Raw genomic sequence first — 18,944 nt, 5'->3', positions numbered from 1 at the left:
CTGGGATTAAACATCATATTTCTTGATTTGCTCTTCGATGTATTGGGCTGGATTAGCCGGATCAAATTCATCAAAGGCTAAGGTTTCAGTTTTATAGATTTCGTCAGGCGGAGTCTGCCCTAGTTCCGTCGCCAGTTCACGGGCAACATCGGTGAGGAAAATATCTTTGCCCACTTCGTCATACTTGCCATCGATGGCGGTTTTGGCCTTACCATCGCCTTGCAAGTCCCAGCGCACAAGCTGAGAGGAAATCCAGTTGGCAAAGCTTTGCCAAGGATAGGGGTCAAAGTCAATCCGATCGGGAATATCCAGGGTTTGACCATTGCCGTCGTCAAACTTGCCCGTCAAAACGGCTTCCACCACTTCCGTTGGCTGATTCAAGAAGGCTCGTTCAGATATCGCCTTAGCAATTTCGGGCCGATTTTCAGCCTTGCTAGCATAGCCAGCCGCCTCGATGATCGACTTGTTTAAGGCCCGGAAGGTATTGGGATTGGCGTCGATCCATTCATCACTGGCGGCAAAGGCACAGCAGGGATGATTAGGCCACAAATCTTTCGTTAATTTATGGATAAATCCTTCTCCCTCAAAGACGGCTCGCTGGTTGAACGGATCCGGCATTAAGTAGGCATCAATATCACCGGCCACCAACTGGGCAATGCTGTCAGGGGGAGGAACGGGACGAATCTTGACATCTTTATCTGGATCAATGCCCCCCGTTGCGAGGTAGTAGCGCAGCAGCAGGTTATGCATAGAGTAGGGGAAGGGCACACCAATCACAAACCCCTTGAAGTCTGCCGGACCTTTGACCTTGCCCTTATGACGGTTGGCCACGGTAATTGCTTGGCCATTAATATTCTCGATACTGGCCAGCTTGACGCCAAAGGAGCTGGACCCTAATCCCAAGGTCATGGCGATGGGCATGGGAGCAAGCATGTGATACGCGTCGAGTTCACCTGCGATCGCAGAATCTCGCACCGCCCCCCAGCTGGGCATTTTGACCACTTTGGCGTTCAAACCATGCTTTTTGTAGAACCCTAACGGCTCAGACATAATGATCGGCGTCGCGCAGGTAATGGGGATAAAGCCCACTTTGAGATCTGTTTTTTCCAGCTTGGCGGTTAATTCTGGATCGACGTTGGTGTCCCCAATATCGGGCTTATCACCGCCAGGGGCACAGTTCGTGAGGGTCACCAGAGCCGCTCCAACCGCAATATTGCGCAGAAATTCCCGGCGAGTCACACTGCTCACACGTTGGGCATCACTAAAGAATCGACCCGCTTGGGGACCAAAGGCCGCTGAGAAGGCCTGATCCAATCCACCAGCAAGCTGAATTAAGTCATTGACCAAGCGCTCGCGCTTCGGGTCACCCTTGGACACCGTTTTGAGAAAAAGCTGCTTTCTCAGTTCTGTTTGGCTGATCGTCTCCGCCAATCCCAACGCTTCAGGCTTATACAGTCGCATTTTGATCAGATCATCAATCATCTCCACCGGGTCGCTGGGGAGGGTCTCCATATATTGCCAATGATCTTGGGTCATATGCGACCCACCGCAAATGATGCAGAGTAGCTCTAATTCACGGAGGTTCCCCCGCTGAGACGTGAGGTTATTCCACTTCTGTGCGGAGTGATTAAACGAAGATACCGCCATAATTTCCGGGTATAGGCATTGCTAGATTTGAAAATAATTAAAGCTTGATTTTTAAAGTGATTTTGTAGTATTTGATACGGCTCGCAAAAACTGAAATAATTCAGGCATCCCTATTTTTTACAAATACAAAAATCCCATTGACATCGTCAAAACTTTTTGCTTTATGACTATTCAGACAAATGGAAAGTGAAATCAGGGGTAAACGGATAAAAACCTGATCAAAACCATATAAATTTGACCTATAAAAGGCTTTTACGCCCAAGGAAACCCATATATGTCATGATTTCAGAAAAAAATAAGCCCTGCCCAGCCTCTTCTTCTAATTCAGAAATCAGTCATTTATAGCATTAAGCTGAAGTCTTACACCCGGACTTATTCCATCATTCTCAAGACATGAATTATTTTTACATCCTGAAAATATAAATATAATTAATTAGCGTTTTTAGCCTAGTAAGTTTGTTTAAACAGATTATTTTTTATACTCACTTCAAATCCTATCAGCCTACCCATCCCCAACGCATTGGAGAATCTTTAGCGATGATGGGACTTTCTTTCGGTTGGCGTTAACCCGTCGAGGCAGACCTGGTCTCCGGCCCCTCGTATTATTTTTGGCTTTGTCGCCAAGCCTGGGGAGAAACCCCATGAATTCGGCGAAATTGACGAATAAAGTAGCCCGCATCGGTGTAGCCAATTTTAGACGCAATCTGTTTGATGGATGCATCCGTATCCGACAATAGTTGGCGGCCTTGCACCATCCGGCGTTCAATAATCCACTGCTTAACGGAACGGCCTGTTTGATTATTGACCAAGCTGGTCAGGTAAGCCGGAGAATAGCCGACCACCTGGGCGACGTCCTGAAGCTGAATCGGTTGCTGATAATGGTCTTCAATAAATTGAAAGATAGGATTGAGTCGAGGACAGTCAGGAAAAATACGAGTGGGAGGGGTTGCTTCCAGAGATTGCTGTTGGAAGTTGGCATGGCGCTGCAGACGAGTTGCGATCGCATCTAAAAACTGTCCCACCGTACAAGGTTTGGTCAAATAGTCATCCGCCCCTAGGTTCATGCCGACGCGCAGTTCAGCCATGGTCGCCTTTGCCGTCAGGAAAATAAACGGGATGCCCGCCGTATCAGCACTTTGTCGCAGCTCAGTTAGCACCTGATAGCCATCCATATCTGGCATCATAATGTCACAAACAATCAGATCCGGATGGTGGGTTTGAGCCAACTTTACCCCTTCCCAGCCACAGCTGGCCTCTAAGGCACTAAACCCCTCAAAAGATAAACTGCTAAGGAACACCCTGCGAGTCTGGGCCTCATCCTCGATAATGAGAATCGTCTGGGTCATCGCTCCAGCGTCTACCTCATTGTTGTTTCTGACGATCGCATAACCGTTAGTTAACCGTTTTATGGAGGACGCTTTGGTGTAATGGATAACAGTTGGGTTCCAGAGGCTCCCTCGCCCACGGCCAGTGAACTGGAACAGTTACGACGGCAAAATGAACTGATTCTTAATTCCGTGGGGGAAGGAATCTATGGCCTCGATTTAGAGGGAAACGTCACCTTTGTGAATCCAGCCGCAGCGGAGATGATTGGTTGGCAGACATCGGATCTGATCGGCCAGTCCATGCATCGGGTCTTGCATCATTCCCATCCCGACGGCAGTCACTATCCCCGCCAGACCTGTCCAATTTATGCCGCCTTTAAGGACGGGGTTGTTCACCGAGTCACCGATGAAGTGTTCTGGCGCAAAGATGGCACCTCTTTCCCAGTGGAATATATCAGTACCCCGATGCAGGATGAACAGGGCCAGATTGTGGGGGCGGTGGTCACCTTTCGAGATGTCTCGGAACGACAGTGGGCAGAGCGAATTCTCCAGCAAACCAATGAAGCCCTCGAACTCAAAGTCCAAGAACGAACCGCAGAGTTGCTCCAGGCCAACCAACAATTGCAAGAACTTAGTGATTTGCGATCGCGCTTCGTAGCCATGGTCTGTCATGAATTCCGTAACCCCCTGAATAATATCGCTCTCTCGGTTTCATCCCTGGAGCGCTATGACCAACAACTTTCGGCCATCCAAAAGCAGGAGTACCTGCAGGCCATTATTGCCAATACCGATCGAATGACGGCAATGATTGATGATATTTTGGTCCTCGGTCGGATTGAAGCCCAGCAGTTGCCCTTCACCCCCACGACTTTGGAACTGGTTGGGTTTTGTCGCGAGGTTTTGCAGGAACTGCAGCCAACCACCCCCGATCATGCCTTGCACTTCACCTGTCGCCACACCCAAATATGGGTGCAGATGGATGAGCAAGTGCTGCGCTCGATTCTGGTCAATATCTTGCAGAATGCGATTCGTTATTCCCCCAACCCCAAGCCGATTGAGCTAAAGCTAGCTCGCCGCAAACAGCAGCTGACCCTACAAATTACCGATCACGGCTTAGGCATTCCCGAGGCAGATCAACCGTTTCTATTTGAGCCCTTTCATCGGGGACGTAATGTCAGCAATATTCCAGGGACGGGGTTGGGGCTGAATATCGTCAAACAGTTTGTGGCCCTACTACACGGGACCATCACCTTTGACAGTACCCTGGGCATGGGGACGTCTTTTCGAATCCGTTTGCCCCTGGAATCGCCAGATTAGCTCATATGTAATGCCAACTACTTGACTGTCAAGACAGTATTGTTATGCAGGTGGTTACAGCGTGTCTACTGTTGCACCAAGATAAAATTCGACGCCAGTTTTAGCCATATCGTTACTCTCAACTATATTCTGAAAAAGCCTCCCAAGATAAGGTGTGGTGCTGTCGAGAAGCATGAAATCGGAAAATTGCTCAGCCGGAATTACACTTTCGAATCCTTGCCATTTGGTTGGCTGTTTACCATTTGTGTATTGTTTCCAGTGAACATAAATCTTGATGGCGCAGAGAAGAACACATAGCTTCTCTTTCAGAAATTCTACAGGACCATACGATTCAGTCGGGACAGTGGAGTCGGGCGTAAGTGCAAACGGGACAGTGATTGAAGCTGCAAGATGTACATCGTTGATGTGCATTACTGGCCCAAAAACATGATCATTTGGGGTTGCTGTACATGTTGCATGCAGAAATTCGAGGTAAGCTCGGATTCCGACTTTTGTAGACTCGATTCCGTTAAGAAGCACTTGTAATTCGGGTGATACAGGTTCGAGAAAGTCCGGACCGGTGTGACCATGGAACCTATCAAGTGCGGACCGGACTTCGGTCAACGTCTTGCGAAGGGGGTGATAAAGCATGCTGCGAAATTTAGGGGTGAGCTAACAGCATTGCTGCCTAACTATGGTTATACGACAGTCTAACGGTCTGACGGTCTGACGCAATCAATCGGGAGCTAAACCATAACTATCGACCTATGCTAGGCTCAAGCTTGGAGGACTCGCATGACATTTGCCAAGACTCAAACACTCACCTTAGAAGAGTTTCTTAAATTCCCGAATTTGGAACAATCACCAGCTTGGGAATATGTCGATGGCGAGGCAGCTCAAAAACCAATGCCTAAAGTTCGACACTCTTTATTGCAAAAGCGGCTATTGACTAAATTAGAGGATTCAGAGGGCCGTTATCTGACTTTACCTGAACTGCGCTGTACCTTTGGGGGTCGCTCAGTGGTCCCTGACCTTGTGGTGGTGTCTTTAGATAAAATTAAACTGAATGACTGGGGGGAGCCAGAAGATAACTTTACTCAGCCTCCAGATTGGTCAATTGAAGTTCTTTCTCCCGATCAGAATGCCAATCGTGTGATTGATAATCTACTTCACTGTATACGTCATGGCGGTCTCTTGGGCTGGTTAATCGATCCAGATGACTACTCTGTGCTGGTATTAACACCTCACAAAGAGATAGAAATCTATCGGGGTGACCAACAGCTCCAAGGTCTAGATGGAATGGACTTGAACCTGACGGCAGAGGAAATATTTAGCTGGTTAAAGCTCGGTACGAATTGAATCTTCATGATGACACTCACTAACCAAATCCTTGCTTAGATGATCCTAGTGTCCAGATCATAATCTTTCCATCCCTACTTCCGCCTGCTAGAAAATTCCCAGAGGGATGCCAGGCTAAACAAGCTGTTCCTGACATTAAAGACTTCAGCGTTTGGCTCACCTTTTTGGCCTTAGGCCAGAGTAGAACACCCCCCTCATTACTCCCGGACGCTAAAAGTTGGGAGTTTGGCTGAAATGCTATTGCCTTTACAAATCCTTGATGCTCTGTCAACACCTCACTACTCCATTGATTGCCCTGTCGCCGCCAAACGGTAATCCCATCCACACAGGCAGCGGCTAAGAGTGGGGGACTGGAATCGGACCAGGCAATCGAACTCACCTTTCCTGGAAATCCCTGCATCAACCAGGGCGGAGGTTGCCCCCACGCTAGGACGGAAAGGGTGCGATCCAGATTGCCAGATGCCAGGTACTGCCCCTCCCCAGACCATCGGCAGGTAAGGCTCGCCCCTGGCACCTCAAACCGGACGGGGGGACTCTCTGGTTTCTGCACATCCCAGACTTTGACACCGCCCTGACCACTAACGGCTAGATATTGTCCCGTGGGATGCCATGCTAAATCCAGAACGGTGGACGTTTCAAAGTCTAGGGTTGCCACCTGTTTTTGGTGGGAGAGATCCCAGATTTGCACCGTGCGATTGACGGGAATCGCCAGCCACTCCTGCACCGGATGCCAGGCCAACCGCTCTATCCAATTAGACCCATAGGACTCCTTAAACACCAGCCTAGGAGAGTCGGATTGTAGATCCCACACTTGTAATAGGCCCGCTTCTCCTCCTACGGCCAGGAATTGATGATTGGCGGAGAAACCGACGCAATCACAGGTGCGATCGCACACCCCTTGCACCTCGATCCGCCGTCGGCTGGGGCGATCTGCATCAGTCCACAGCACCACCTCTCCCGCTGCCGAAACCGCCGCTAAAGTGTGGCCATCTGCCGACCAGGCTAACCCCCGCACATAGTCAGAGAGCTGATCTTTGGCCTGAAGCTTAAACTGCGCTGTACTCACACTAAACAGGCTTGGAAAGAGGCTTCTAAATTCATGGCATCTAAATCTCGGCCAATAAACACAATTTCGTTCTGGCGGGTCTCAGACGATTTCCAGGGACGATCAGGAGACCCTTCAAAGATCATATGCACCCCTTGAAAGACAAAACGACGGTCCTCATCCTCGACATTGAGAATGCCCTTCATCCGAAAAATGTTGGGACCGTGGGTTTGTAGGAGGTCACTCATCCAAGTATTCAGCTTGTCTAGATTGACGGCCCCTGGTTCTACAAGAGCGCAAGAATACACAGATTCGTCATGTTCATGAGCATCTTCTCCTAAAAATTCTGGGTCAATCTCCAACGCCCGCTGCAGGTCAAAGGCCTTAACGCCCAGAATGGCATCCATCCCAATTTGACATTGGTGGGTGCGGTGAATTTTGACCATTGCATTCATCGCCCGCATTTTTTGCTCCAGTTCTGTGAGCTTTTCTGGAGGGACCAAGTCGGTTTTATTGAGGAGAATCACATCAGCAAAGGCAATTTGCTCCTGCACTTCCTCGCTTTGCCAATGGGTTTCAACATGCTGGGCATCCACCACAGTGACCACCGCATCCAAATCAAGCTGGGCCTGAATCTCTTCATCCACAAAAAAGGTTTGAATCACAGGAGCAGGATCGGCTAACCCCGTGGTTTCTATGACTAAGTGATCAAAGCGATCGCGTCGTCGCATCAAATTCCCAATAATCCGAATCAAATCTCCCCGGACCGTACAGCAAATGCAGCCGTTGTTCATCTCAAAGATTTCTTCATCCGCATCAATGACGAGCTGATTATCGATACCCACAGCCCCAAATTCATTGACAATCACGGCGACTTTTTTCCCATGCTCGTGGGTGAGGATGCGATTGAGTAAGGTCGTTTTGCCTGCCCCTAAGTATCCAGTTAATACGGTGACAGGGACGGCGGAAGATAAATTAACCATAAAGAGCTTTATCGAGAGATTGTCAAAGGTGGCATCAGATAGGATCAAGCTGTACCTAGATCCATGGTTATGAGGGGGCTTGGAACTCTGTAGGCTCTAGCTGGCTAGATTTTCAGGGAAAAGTGCTCTCCATCAGAAGACCTTCCAGCATTGAATTGACATTGAAGAAGTCTGGCCACTGGTGAATTCTAACCTTGAAGATTCGGTGCCTCTCATCAGGCAATGGATTGTTCAGTAGAATCCTTGGGATTGAAGGCATAGGGAAGTCTTGTTGAGATAGGTTTATCAAACCCTTGCATACCCCCATATCCACTTGGACCGCGCTGATCGATTGCCCCCAACTTCAACTCATAATATTTACTTCTGAAGCCACTAATCTCTGTAACAGCCGATACCAAAAAGAGCTGAGTTATACACTTCTTTTGAAAAAAGGTCAGCCTTAGAGTTAAAAGCCCGAGCGTGAACGACAGACTTAGAACAGACTAAATCGGTCAATATGATGTGAAGGGGATAAGGCTGAACTCGGTAGAGGTGGGATCTTATGATTTAGCCGCTGAGGTGCAGTCAATGGCTTCTAAATCATGCAATTTTACTAACCTGCCACCATCGACAGTTGATCACCCCCATGGTTGTCCAACTTCTCTGGTCAATTTTGACCAATATTAAAAAAAATGCGATTCGCTACTCTCCCGAGCATGGAGAGAGCCAATTCCAGATTTCTCACCGCAAGCATTTCATCACCATTTCAAATTGCTGGCTAAGGGATAGGGGGTTCGCCTGAAGAGCAGTCCCTTATAGCTGATCCGTTTTATCGTGGCAAGAATATCAGCAATTTACCGGGCGCGGGATTGAATACTGTCAAACAGTTTGTGGAGCTACTACAGGGCACTATTACCTTCAATAGCAGGATTGGCTTAGGAACAACCTTTACAGTCCGATTGCCCTGTAGTCGCTAGATAGACTTTGGGCCTTATTGACACACGGTCCTAACCATTAAATCTGTTGCAGCCGATCGAGGATAGTGGCGTTGCTGTTCTGGGTAAGTTATCCAGGATAAACTTCTACAATCTGCCAAGCTCGAAATTTTTTCGCGCCCCAAATAGTAAATAAAAGAGTTATAGAACCCTTGCTCATGTTTAATTGAACAAACATTGAGGAGAATCGTTTGTCCGCCTGCAGCTTGGCCCATACGCTGTAAACAAGCTGAGGCAATTTTTTGCGGACCGGCTGACTGAGGCTTAGCCATAGGAATGGAATGGGCATGAGCAGCAACATTTGTGCTGAGAGCCATCATTACACTTAAGAATAAGAATTTTGTGCGTTCACCGAACATAAATTAAGTAAAAATAACTGTATTCTTATAATTCCCAAATCATAATCTCACTCCACATTAGAGCTACATTTGGTATTACTATTTATCTCAAAAATATATTATACATAAGGTATACAGTCCAAATTTATTGATTTATTGTCTGTGGATTAAATAATTAGAATCATACCTAAAAACCATCAAAAATCCAGCTCTAAATATTAAAAATTGACTGCCTTTGTGGAAGACTTCTCATTCAACTCTCAGTAAACGCTCAGCTAAGTCAGGTCCTCAATTTAATCTTGCTAAGGTTAACTAAATACAACCACGCTTTATACACCCTGCATCTGAATGAAGGTTTCTAACACAAATTGGGATGATGTACTGGTCATTATCCCTGCACTAAACGAAGAGGAAACGATTGAAACCGTCATTCATTCCTTACAGGATTTGGGATTGCATCAAATTCGAGTCGTTGATAATGGTAGTTGCGATCGCACCGCCGATACTGCCCGAACTGCAGGTGCGGACGTTCTCTCTGAACCAGTTCCTGGCTATGGCCGAGCCTGCTGGCAAGGAATGCAGAATATCCCCGAACATATCCACTGGATTTTGTTTTGTGATGGTGATGGCAGCGATGATCTATCCGTATTGCCAGAGTTTTTTGATCAACGCCAAGATTATGACTTCATTTTAGGCAATCGCCGTGTCCGCCCCGATAGTCGCGCTGCCATGACCCCTGTTCAGAACTGGGGAAATGGTTTAGCCACCATCTTAATTCGTTGGGGGTGGGGACATTCCTTTCAAGACTTAGGTCCCCTCCGCTTAATTCGCCGCTCTCGCCTTGAACAGCTCAATATGCAAGATCGTGGCTTTGGCTGGACGGTGGAAATGCAGGCCAAGGCCGCCGAACATAAACTGCGTACCTGCGAGATTCCTCAAGGCTACCGCCCTCGCCAAGGGGGACGCTCCAAAATTAGCGGCACAATTAAGGGAAGTGTCCAGGCGGGTAGCGTTATTTTGGGTACTCTGGCGATTCTATACGGGCAGCATTTACAACTGCTCTACGCAAAATCCCCTCTGCGGAAATATGCTGTATGGCTAAGTGCCATTTTGCTGGTGGCAGGCTGCGCCATGATCGTTCCTTATGGTGATTTTACCCAGCCAGGGATGGTGCCGCCGTTTTGGCGAGGGGTAAGCGTGATGGGACTGGGGTTTGTTATATCTTGGACATTGCCCCAAGTGTCGAAGGTGTGGTTTTGGATGGTTGCGATCTCAACTCGATGCATCCTCTTAGCCATGGCTCCCGGCAATGATATTTGGCGCTATCTCTGGGAAGGACGGTTGCAGAACTTTGGACTCAACCCGTTTGCACTGCCTCCTGCCGCACCTCAGCTATTACCCCTGCGTACAGCCTGGTGGTCACTGATCAATCATGCTGAGACCTCAGCCATTTATCCACCCATCACCCAATTAGGCTTCCGAGGGTTGGCTGCGATTTCCACCTCTGTTCTACTGTTTAAAGTTGCGTTTATTGCAGCGGATTTAGGGGTCTGCTGGCTACTTCAACGGCGATTTGGCCTCCTGAACACCCTGATCTATGCCTGGAACCCCCTGATCATTTACTCTTTCGCAGGCGGAGCCCATTACGATAGCTGGTTTATTCTGCCCCTCGTTTGGGCCTGGCTCTGTTTGGATACTCAATCCCGTCGGGCAACTCTTGTCGGATTAGGGCTGCTGGGCGTCAGTATTGCCACCAAATGGATTTCTCTACCCATCATTGGGTTTGTGGGTTGGACCTTTGTGAAAAAGCGAGAGTGGATATGGGCGAGCATCTCTATTCTGCTGCCAGTCGTGCCTATGCTGATCAGTGCCTTACCGTTTTGTTCCCTGACCAGCTGCCCCCTCATTCCGACCAGTTCCTCCTTTGTCACCAAAGGCCGTAGTGCTGAGTTTTTGCCCATTGGCACATTGTTATCAGCCCCCGAATGGCACAATGCGGTTTTGTTGATACCCCTTGCGATCGCACTCCTTTTTCTCCTTTGGCGCTCCACCCAAGTCGGTGACTTTACCGAAAGCTATCTAGGAATCTTGCTGCTACTCTCGCCAGTGGTTCATGCCTGGTACTTTACTTGGCTGGTCCCTTTTGCGGTTGCTAGTGGGAATTGGGGAACGCGTCTGGTCAGTCTCTCAGCCTTTGTCTATTTTGCCCTTCCCCACCGCGAGAGCTTGGGAGCAAGTCATTGGCTATTGACCTCTAGTGAGCGTATCTGGCTATGGACTCCCTTTGTCTTGGGATGGTGTTGGACTTGGTACGTTCAACGTTCCAATGCACTTTTTAAGGCCAGCCCAGGGACATCTCAGTAAATTCTCAGTTCCATCGGGCTACATAGAAGCATATAGTTTTTTTGAGATACCTGGAGATAAATAGATTATGAAAAAGATAAAACCCTTTTCTATTTTGTTACCAGGTGTGCTTCTGCTGGGCAGCTGTGCCAATCTGCCATTTATCGGTGCTGAAGATATCCCAGTTCAAGCGGCGATTGATTCCAATAAGCCTTTTAGCAACGATGACTATTCACAGTTGCTCACTGAATACGTCACAGATGATGGTTGGGTCAATTACGAGGGTTTGCAAAAAAATCGGGGAGCATTGGATCGCTACTACGCTCAGTTGGCTGCCGTTACCCCAGATACTTACAAAGGCTGGGACGAGAATCAGCAATTGGCATACCTGATGAATGCCTATAACGCCTTGACCTTGCTCGCCATCATTGAGCAGGAACCTCTCAAAGCCAGTATTCGAGATATTCCAGGGGTCTGGAGTTCCAAGAAATTTCAGCTGGCAGGTGAATCCAAAACCCTAAACAATATCGAGCATGATATTATCCGTCCCACCTTCAATGAGCCACGCATTCATGCAGCCTTAGTCTGTGCCGCCAAGAGCTGTCCTCCCCTGCGCAATGAACCGTTCACAGCCGAAAATGTAGATGCTCAGCTAGAAGATCAAACCAAAAGATGGCTCGCCCGCCCTGACAGTGGCTTCCGGATTGATCGACAAGAGAACAAAGTCTATCTGTCTAAAATCTTTGACTGGTATGGCGATGACTGGAAACCTGATTTTGCCGTCAAGGATCAGTTCGGTGGCGATGATAAGCAAAAAGCAGTCCTCAACTTTATTAGCAACTATGTCTCTGAAGAAGACAAAGCCTATTTAAAAGCTGGCAACTATCAAGTCAGTTATTTAGGCTATGATTGGTCCCTCAATAAGCAATAAACTCCATGGAATACCCTGACCCTACCGTGGTTCATCCTATGGCGGGGTTTCCGCAAATTTGCTTTATCAAAAATACGGTCACCAATCCCAACATCGTGATTGGTGACTACACCTATTACGACGACCCCGTTGACTCCGAGAACTTTGAGCGCAACGTCCTCTATCACTTCCCTTTTGTTGGCGACAAGCTGATCATTGGCAAGTTCTGCGCTTTATCCCGAGGCATTCGGTTCATCATGAATGGGGCGAACCATAAAATGTCCGGCTTCTCCACCTTTCCCTTTGAAATCTTTGGCAAGGATTGGCAACGGATTACCCCTCAGGGAAATGAGTATCCCTACAAGGGAGATACCATTATTGGTCATGATGTCTGGATTGGTTATGAAGCTGTGATCATGCCAGGTATCAAGATTGGCGATGGGGCCATCGTAGCTGCCCAGTCAGTGGTCACCAAAGATGTCCCACCCTACACCATTGTGGGTGGTAATCCTGCCACTGTGATACGCCAGAGATTCCCCGATTCAGTCGTGCAAGCCTTGCTGGGTATTGCTTGGTGGAATTGGGATATTGAGACCATCACAGCCAATCTAGAGAAAATTGTGGGTGCTGACATTGATGTATTGCGAGCATGTCTGTAGTTCTCTTTGTTGTATCTAACGCCAATACGATTGCCTTAATCGATCAAAAAATTAGCCAAGACGAAGATAGCCTTCTCAAGGTTGTCTATCGAGTGCACGATCACCAAGCGCGAGTAGAAAGCCCTGAGACTGCTCTTAAAGCCTTGTCTCTAGCATTTACCCCCCAGCCGTCTGACTTTTTCGGCGTTGCAACCATCCAGTGATGATAGCCAACGAGAAAATCCCCAAAACTGCCGCTACAGCTAAAAACTGGCCATTGCCCTCAGCAAATAATCCCGCACCTATGGCGACAACAGGAGTGTTGTGAATGGTTATACCAATCAGCAGTGCAGGGATAAACTGTACCCACCTGGTTGTCGTTAACCCAACGCCATAGCTGACAAAATCAAATACCCCCGTCATTAGGAACCCCATTAGGAGAAAGAAGTTAGTCTCCAAATGCCGTTGGCTGACTTTGTCAACTTTATCCATAAACTTAGTTCCAACAAGCTTTTCCACCAAATTTCGACCAAATTTTTTCGCTAGGAAAAACGCCAGGCTACAAGAAATGACATCTGCCAAGACAACCGTAAATAATGCTGTCCAAAAGTTAGCTAGAACACTCCCTGCCAACAGAGACCAGGCCGTACTAGGTAACGCTGGAATCACGACGCTGATAAAGCGGAGGGCAAAAATACCGATCGGTGCCCAGACGCCCATATAGGCAACATTGGCCCGAATTCGCTCCATTCCATATTGTTGGATGAGCCAGATTAAGCCCACCACAACCCCGATAATCAAGAGGAATTTAAGCAGTCTGCGCAGAGTTCTATTCATGGCAATGAAGATTGAGATTGCCAATAGTTTAAAATAGTTTGCTTAATTATTGCTTAATATTTCATCCTAAGAAGCTTTACCGTTAGCCCACGCTTCTTTGCCAAAGAACAATAGGGGTCAAGTGATGCAGGTCCACTCTATGGACGAGTGGGCCAGACAATCACAGCATCACTGCCCCGAAAACACTTGCCTCTTCTTAGCGAGGGAATAACTAAATCGATTAAATCCCTCGGGTTACAATCATCAGCTGGTCTTGATTGCTGATAATCCAGCCTTGCACTTGGTCTGTCGAGAAGGTTTCAGTTCTAGCTTTACCTTTGTTATCGACGAGTTTCTTGAGGGTCGCTTGGGAGACTTGGATATCTTGTTTACGACTGCCTTGCAAAATCCGGTTGAAGCGGGCTTCGATTAATTCATCATCCACATTGTTGCGGTCAAAGGTTTCAGCTGTTTGCAGAACCTTGTTTGACTTACATCCATACATCACTTCCATCGTCATACCGGGCGCAATTTCATACTGCTCAAACCAAGGGTCATACCAAGATTTGGGATCAGCAACTAAATCCGCATCCGTGGGTTGCCGATGGATGGGCCAGCTGGATCGGTAAGTCTGGATGGGGGAGTGGCCAAATTTCGTTTGTACTTTATCCCGCTGCGTCTTGGTGTCCACTTCTGATAAGTAGGAGACGCCAAGCCCGGCCAAACTTCGCTTGGCTTTACCAGGAGGCTTCTCCAAATTAATGACATCCAACTGTTGATCGATGGGTTGCCCCAACTCTAGGTGGACGAGATTCGCAACTTTTTCTCGGGCTTCCTGGGCATGTTTCGAGGTGGTGGGCACATTCAACAGGGTACGGATGGCCCCCAGCTCTTGCCCCTGCCCGGAGAAGGTATTGGCTGCTTGTACCAAAGGCGTGCCCGTATCTCTGGTCTGATCCGGGTTGGCTGTGACAGCTTGGGGACCTAAACCTTGGAAACCAAGGGCGATCGCAAATCCAATACCGCCTGCCACTAGAGAGGTCATCACTACAGAGGAGGAAAGCGCCAGAGTCTGACGCGTAGGTACAGTCGCGGGTTCAGCCAGCTCAGGCTCAACCTGATCTAATATTGTGGGTCGTTCATGAATCGTTCGCTCAGAGATAAGCGTGGCAGCAGCACTCGCATTCTGGAGGGTCAACGCATCGAGCATTTCGGCTGCGGTGCTGAAGCGATCATGGGGGCTAAATTCCGTCGCCTTGTCCAAAATATTCGCTAAATGATCGCTGACATGGGGCGCATATTGTCGCCATTTAAACTGCCCCGTATCATAGTCAGATTCCATCTCCACCGGTAGCTTGGCTGTCAGAGCATAGATGGCCGTCATCCCCAAGCTATACAAATCGCTGGCATAGACCGTTCGTTGGGCTGCCTGTTCAGGGGCCATAAACCCTTCCGTCCCGATAATCACGGAATCCACAACACTTCCCGAAAAGCTGATCCGGGTTTTGAGATGCCGCTTCATGGAGCCAAAGTCGATTAGCACAGGGCGACTATCTGCCTGCCGCAGAATCAAGTTATCTGGCTTAATATCCCGATGAATGACTTTGAAATTTTGCAGATATTCCAGAACCGGTAGCACTCGGAGCAGCATCTGTTGAACTTCTTCTGCCGAGAGCTGTCCCAACGCTCGAACTTTTTCGCCTAAAGTGGGTCCATCAACCCATTCCTGGATCAAAAATAAGCGATTCTCTTGCTCAAAATAGCCATACAGCTGAGGAATTTGATCATGCTTCAGTTGTTCAAGAACCGCCGCTTCCTCTTTGAATTTCTTGAGCGCAATCTCATAGCAGCTCTGGTTAGGCACCTCCGGCTGCAATTGCTTCACCACACAGTGGCGCCGCGACAGCATATGGGTATCTTCTGCCAAGTAGGTTGCGCCAAAACCGCCTTTGGCGAGTTGTTTTAAGATTCGAAAGCGATTGTTCAATAGCATGGGAGAGCTCCAGAGTAGGCCATTCTTTGAGGGGTTGTTCGTGGCCGATACCCAAAGGCTGAATAAAAATCTCAGCCTTTGGTCGTCAAACCGTCCAGAATGTTGGGTTCATTTGCCTGTCCCTTGGGATAGCGGGGTGTGTCTATAAGATATACAGTCACTGGCTTTGCATCTCAGTGACAATCGTCAAATGGGGGTGTGATTGTTGTCACTGAGAAATCAAGTTGCATGGCCCAAGGCCAAGAAAGCTATAAGGAATGAAAGGGATTCTGATGACCTATCGTTAGTGCAGAGATTTATATGCAACCCGTCTTATGGAGAGGGGAAAACTGGCAGTACTTGAGCATCAGTCAATGTCAGAGGTAAAGGTATTGCACCTTATCCCTAAGTCCCAGTTTAAATCGCCCTCATATCATCCAAATTCAGTCATATTTTAAATATATATCGACAAGACTGGAGTTGGAATGGCGCAAAAAATTGGATTTGGTTTGCTATGGCTAGGATTTAGTTTCTATGCCTTTGTTCTAGCCCCCCCAGATCAGGGAAATTCCCTGGAGTTAATTCAAAAGCTAGCGACGATGAACTGGGAAGGCATTAATCCCTTAGTGATTGCCCTGTTTAACCTGATGGGCATCTGGCCCATGATCTATGGAAGCGTCCTGTTTGCCGATGGTTGCGAGCAAAAAATATCAGCATGGCCATTCGCCAGCCTATCCTTTGCTTTTGGAGCCTTTGCCCTGTTGCCCTACCTGGCTCTCCGCCAATCACCTCAACCTGAGCTAGCAGGAGAAAGCAACCGCAACTTAAAGTTTTGGGACAGCCGAGGATTAGGGCTGGGTTTGTTAGTGGGTGGGGTCGTCCTTCTAGCTTTTGGCTTTTCCCAAGGAGACTGGGGCAATTTTGTCCAGCTCTGGCAAACAAGCCGGTTTATTCACGTTATGAGCTTAGATTTTTGTATGCTCAGTCTTGTCTTTCCCGCCATATTAATCGCAGATGCCAATCGACGGGGTTTATCGATGCAGTCTCCCTTATTTTGGGGCGCTGCGTTAGTTCCATTCCTGGGACCGTTAGTCTATCTATGTCTCCGACCATCTCTTTATGCCAATGCTTTACAGGCCACGGAAGGTTAAGTCTTGGGAGCTGAATAAACCAGCATCTGATACAGGCCCACTAGGATTGCTGTTCAGCAGGGGCAGACAGCTGAAAAACCGTGATTTCAGGACGACTCCCAAACCGAACGCGAGGGCTAACCATGCCAATTCCACGGTTGGTGTATTGGATTAAATCTTCAATTTGATATTGGCCAATGGGATATCGTTTGCCATGGGGGGGCAACACGGGAGCCCCCACAAATGGAATCGCAACCTGACCGCCATGGGCATGCCCAGATAGTTCTAAGTCAAATCGATGGGTGGTGACAGCGGTATCTGCAAAATCAGGTTCATGGGCTAATAAAATCGCGGCCCCTATCTTGGGCAACTGGGCCATCACCTGATCTAAATCGGCTGCTCCTGCCCATACATCATCAACCCCTGCAATATGCAGTTGAGCCTGGTTTCGTCGCACCGTATAGACCTGATTACGGAGAGCTTGCACATTACCATTCTGCAAAATTTGCTGGACTGCCTCTGGATCAGACCAATAATCATGATTACCTAAAACAGCGACGGTCGGAGCTTCAAAAGTTTTAAATGCCGCTTCAATGCGAGATGCATATCGCTGAGGAGACGCGGTGACAATATCTCCTGTAATAACGACGAGATCGGGCTGCTGTCGGTTGGTTTGGTCAATCACCTTTTCCAAAAAAGACTGTGGCATTTGATCGACCACATGCACATCACTGAGCTGCACAATCCGATAGCCATCAAACTCTTGCTGTAAATGAGGCAAGACTAGAGGGACCGTCTTTACCTCTAACCAATAGGGTTCAATCTTATAGGCATACACCGGTAATCCTAGAGCTAGGAGAAATAGGAGCAATAAGGTCCACACCCCAATACTTCGCCTTCTGAAAAGCCGTCTTTTAGGCATCTGCCCCAAATTCTGTCCCATCAATTCCTTGCCATCCTTACCTTCAGAGTAGCCAGATACTCTCTCTAAAAGCGACTTTGCGATCGCATCTAAGAATCAGCACCAATTCCTGTGATAACAAATAGGCATCCCCATTGGCCACATCCCTGGGATGACAGAGGGCAGAAGTGGCAAATTTAAGTAGAGCGGTGATGGCTGAGCTTCTCTCGGATATCCCCTGGCGCAAACACCCCATGCTCCGTAATAATGCCAGTAATCAATTCAGCAGGAGTCACATCAAAGGCAGGGTTATAGAACTCAACCCCTTTTGGACAAATATCCGTTGTCCCAATTTGATAAATTTCCGATGGATGTCGCTCTTCGATCGGAATCCCTCCACCATCCGCTAGATCAAAATCAATCGTTGAGAGGGGCGCTGCGACATAAAAAGGCAAATTGTGGGCTTTAGCACAGAGGGCAACGCTGTAAGTGCCAATTTTATTGGCCGCATCGCCATTTGCGGCAATACGATCGGCACCAACCACCACCACATCGATCAAGTTCTGCTGCATGCAATGGGCAGCCATGCCATCGGAGATCAGGGTTACAGGAATATCTTCTTGTACGCATTCCCAGGTGGTTAGCTTAGCCCCCTGCAAACGAGGCCGAGTCTCATCTGCATAGACCCTAGCCAATCGACCTGCAGTCCAAGCAGAGCGAACTACTCCCAATGCAGTACCATAACCTGCTGTCGCTAGGGCTCCAGCATTACAGTGGGTCAGAAGACAAAGCTTTTCAGGATCTTTGGGTAAAACACTGAGGCCATGATTACCAATCGCCTGGCAAGTGCGGACATCATCCGCCCCAATTTCTTGAGCCGTTGTTAACAGCTGGTCTTGAATCTGGGAAATCGGGCCTAAGGTTTGGCGAGCCACTTTCAGCATCCGATCTACTGCCCAGAAGAGATTCACTGCCGTCGGTCGGGTCGCTTTCAATTGGTTACCCACGCCAACCAGTTCACTTAAAAACCCATCCCGGTTGTCTGTGGTAATTTCGCAGCTTCCCAAGTACATGCCATAGGCAGCAGCTACACCGATGGCCGGAGCACCTCGAACAATCATGGTTTTGATCGCCGTCGCCATATCTTCCGAGCGGCGGATCTCCACAACGCTAAATTGTTGCGGCAAGCGAGTCTGATCAATCAGTTCAACGTGGTCGCCACGCCAAACAACAGGGTAAACGGGATTGGCAACCGATGCAGTCATCA

The 18,944-nt window shown here is 48.3% G+C and carries 17 protein-coding genes; 8 read left to right on the top strand and 9 right to left on the bottom strand.

Annotated elements, in window-relative coordinates; genetic code table 11:
• Positions 1-6: 6 nt before the first annotated feature.
• Both ON05_RS06550 and ON05_RS06545 read right to left on the bottom strand, forming a co-directional pair.
• Entirely contained in the window at positions 7-1,647 is a 1,641-nt protein-coding gene (locus ON05_RS06550) for a CmpA/NrtA family ABC transporter substrate-binding protein (protein ID WP_029315416.1), read from the bottom strand.
• Between the two features lie 602 nt (positions 1,648-2,249).
• A complete protein-coding gene (locus ON05_RS06545) occupies positions 2,250-2,993 on the bottom strand; it encodes a response regulator (protein WP_010476747.1) in 744 nt (247 codons plus the stop codon).
• Between the two features lie 81 nt (positions 2,994-3,074).
• Between ON05_RS06545 and ON05_RS06540 the strand changes: the two genes are divergently transcribed.
• Positions 3,075-4,289, top strand: a complete 1,215-nt coding sequence (locus tag ON05_RS06540; protein WP_010476748.1) for a PAS domain-containing sensor histidine kinase — start codon at positions 3,075-3,077, stop codon at positions 4,287-4,289.
• 54 nt (positions 4,290-4,343) lie between these two features.
• Here the strand turns inward: ON05_RS06540 and ON05_RS06535 are convergent, their stop codons facing one another.
• Positions 4,344-4,700, bottom strand: coding sequence for a hypothetical protein (locus tag ON05_RS06535; protein WP_262561297.1), 357 nt, complete (start codon positions 4,698-4,700; stop codon positions 4,344-4,346).
• A 363-nt stretch (positions 4,701-5,063) separates the two neighbouring features.
• On the opposite strand from ON05_RS06535, the gene ON05_RS06530 reads away from it, so the two are divergent.
• A complete protein-coding gene (locus tag ON05_RS06530) occupies positions 5,064-5,627 on the top strand; it encodes a Uma2 family endonuclease (RefSeq protein ID WP_010476751.1) in 564 nt (187 codons plus the stop codon).
• Positions 5,628-5,646: 19 nt separating this feature from the next.
• On the opposite strand, the gene ON05_RS06525 is transcribed toward ON05_RS06530, so the two are convergent.
• The gene (locus ON05_RS06525; protein WP_010476752.1) at positions 5,647-6,693 is read right to left on the bottom strand and encodes a WD40 repeat domain-containing protein; all 1,047 of its coding nucleotides are present in this window, start codon (positions 6,691-6,693) and stop codon (positions 5,647-5,649) included.
• Positions 6,690-7,655: a GTP-binding protein gene (locus ON05_RS06520; protein WP_029315418.1), complete on the bottom strand. Its 966-nt coding sequence runs from the start codon at positions 7,653-7,655 to the stop codon at positions 6,690-6,692. The genes ON05_RS06525 and ON05_RS06520 overlap by 4 nt, the downstream gene beginning before the upstream one ends.
• A gap of 764 nt (positions 7,656-8,419) precedes the next feature.
• On the opposite strand from ON05_RS06520, the gene ON05_RS38430 reads away from it, so the two are divergent.
• From ON05_RS38430 to ON05_RS06500, 5 genes are all read left to right on the top strand, one after another.
• The gene (locus ON05_RS38430; protein ID WP_085945219.1) at positions 8,420-8,611 is read left to right on the top strand and encodes an ATP-binding protein; all 192 of its coding nucleotides are present in this window, start codon (positions 8,420-8,422) and stop codon (positions 8,609-8,611) included.
• Between the two features lie 704 nt (positions 8,612-9,315).
• On the top strand, positions 9,316-11,331 hold the full coding sequence (locus ON05_RS06515; protein ID WP_010476755.1) for a glycosyltransferase family 2 protein: 2,016 nt from the start codon (positions 9,316-9,318) through the stop codon (positions 11,329-11,331).
• A gap of 67 nt (positions 11,332-11,398) precedes the next feature.
• Positions 11,399-12,241, top strand: a complete 843-nt coding sequence (locus ON05_RS06510; protein WP_010476756.1) for a DUF547 domain-containing protein — start codon at positions 11,399-11,401, stop codon at positions 12,239-12,241.
• A gap of 5 nt (positions 12,242-12,246) precedes the next feature.
• Complete coding sequence (locus ON05_RS06505) at positions 12,247-12,879, top strand: Vat family streptogramin A O-acetyltransferase (protein ID WP_010476757.1); 633 nt, start codon at positions 12,247-12,249, stop codon at positions 12,877-12,879.
• Entirely contained in the window at positions 12,870-13,082 is a 213-nt protein-coding gene (locus tag ON05_RS06500) for a hypothetical protein (protein ID WP_010476758.1), read from the top strand. Before ON05_RS06505 ends, ON05_RS06500 begins: the two co-directional genes overlap by 10 nt.
• Here ON05_RS06500 and ON05_RS06495 read toward each other — a convergent pair.
• Positions 13,036-13,695, bottom strand: coding sequence for a TVP38/TMEM64 family protein (locus tag ON05_RS06495; RefSeq protein ID WP_029315420.1), 660 nt, complete (start codon positions 13,693-13,695; stop codon positions 13,036-13,038). The genes ON05_RS06500 and ON05_RS06495 overlap by 47 nt on opposite strands.
• Before the next feature lie 220 nt (positions 13,696-13,915).
• Positions 13,916-15,667: a serine/threonine-protein kinase gene (locus ON05_RS06490; protein ID WP_010476761.1), complete on the bottom strand. Its 1,752-nt coding sequence runs from the start codon at positions 15,665-15,667 to the stop codon at positions 13,916-13,918.
• Between the two features lie 464 nt (positions 15,668-16,131).
• Between ON05_RS06490 and ON05_RS06485 the strand changes: the two genes are divergently transcribed.
• Complete coding sequence (locus ON05_RS06485; protein WP_010476763.1) at positions 16,132-16,797, top strand: hypothetical protein; 666 nt, start codon at positions 16,132-16,134, stop codon at positions 16,795-16,797.
• A 40-nt stretch (positions 16,798-16,837) separates the two neighbouring features.
• On the opposite strand, the gene ON05_RS06480 is transcribed toward ON05_RS06485, so the two are convergent.
• Together ON05_RS06480 and mtnA are read right to left on the bottom strand one after the other, a co-directional pair.
• The gene (locus ON05_RS06480; protein WP_063825639.1) at positions 16,838-17,698 is read right to left on the bottom strand and encodes a metallophosphoesterase; all 861 of its coding nucleotides are present in this window, start codon (positions 17,696-17,698) and stop codon (positions 16,838-16,840) included.
• A 176-nt stretch (positions 17,699-17,874) separates the two neighbouring features.
• Positions 17,875-18,942 (bottom strand): S-methyl-5-thioribose-1-phosphate isomerase, encoded by a 1,068-nt coding sequence (mtnA, locus tag ON05_RS06475; protein ID WP_010476765.1) that lies wholly within the window; start codon positions 18,940-18,942, stop codon positions 17,875-17,877.
• Positions 18,943-18,944 lie beyond the last annotated feature (2 nt).

Source organism: Acaryochloris sp. CCMEE 5410 (assembly GCF_000238775.2).
Lineage (GTDB): Bacteria > Cyanobacteriota > Cyanobacteriia > Thermosynechococcales > Thermosynechococcaceae > Acaryochloris.
The sequence above is the reverse complement of the archived record's forward strand: the minus strand, read 5'-3'. Positions and strand labels throughout refer to the sequence as shown.

Excerpts from the sequence above, each read along its gene's own strand:
- ON05_RS06550 (WP_029315416.1), bottom strand. The coding sequence starts at position 1,647 with ATGGCGGTATCTTCGTTTAATCACTCCGCACAGAAGTGGAATAACCTC.
- ON05_RS06545 (WP_010476747.1), bottom strand. The coding sequence starts at position 2,993 with ATGACCCAGACGATTCTCATTATCGAGGATGAGGCCCAGACTCGCAGG.
- ON05_RS06540 (WP_010476748.1), top strand. The coding sequence starts at position 3,075 with ATGGATAACAGTTGGGTTCCAGAGGCTCCCTCGCCCACGGCCAGTGAA.
- ON05_RS06535 (WP_262561297.1), bottom strand. The coding sequence starts at position 4,700 with ATGCACATCAACGATGTACATCTTGCAGCTTCAATCACTGTCCCGTTT.
- ON05_RS06530 (WP_010476751.1), top strand. The coding sequence starts at position 5,064 with ATGACATTTGCCAAGACTCAAACACTCACCTTAGAAGAGTTTCTTAAA.
- ON05_RS06520 (WP_029315418.1), bottom strand. The coding sequence starts at position 7,655 with ATGGTTAATTTATCTTCCGCCGTCCCTGTCACCGTATTAACTGGATAC.
- ON05_RS06515 (WP_010476755.1), top strand. The coding sequence starts at position 9,316 with ATGAAGGTTTCTAACACAAATTGGGATGATGTACTGGTCATTATCCCT.
- ON05_RS06510 (WP_010476756.1), top strand. The coding sequence starts at position 11,399 with ATGAAAAAGATAAAACCCTTTTCTATTTTGTTACCAGGTGTGCTTCTG.
- ON05_RS06505 (WP_010476757.1), top strand. The coding sequence starts at position 12,247 with ATGGAATACCCTGACCCTACCGTGGTTCATCCTATGGCGGGGTTTCCG.
- ON05_RS06500 (WP_010476758.1), top strand. The coding sequence starts at position 12,870 with ATGTCTGTAGTTCTCTTTGTTGTATCTAACGCCAATACGATTGCCTTA.
- ON05_RS06495 (WP_029315420.1), bottom strand. The coding sequence starts at position 13,695 with ATGAATAGAACTCTGCGCAGACTGCTTAAATTCCTCTTGATTATCGGG.
- ON05_RS06490 (WP_010476761.1), bottom strand. The coding sequence starts at position 15,667 with ATGCTATTGAACAATCGCTTTCGAATCTTAAAACAACTCGCCAAAGGC.
- ON05_RS06485 (WP_010476763.1), top strand. The coding sequence starts at position 16,132 with ATGGCGCAAAAAATTGGATTTGGTTTGCTATGGCTAGGATTTAGTTTC.
- ON05_RS06480 (WP_063825639.1), bottom strand. The coding sequence starts at position 17,698 with ATGCCTAAAAGACGGCTTTTCAGAAGGCGAAGTATTGGGGTGTGGACC.
- mtnA (WP_010476765.1), bottom strand. The coding sequence starts at position 18,942 with ATGACTGCATCGGTTGCCAATCCCGTTTACCCTGTTGTTTGGCGTGGC.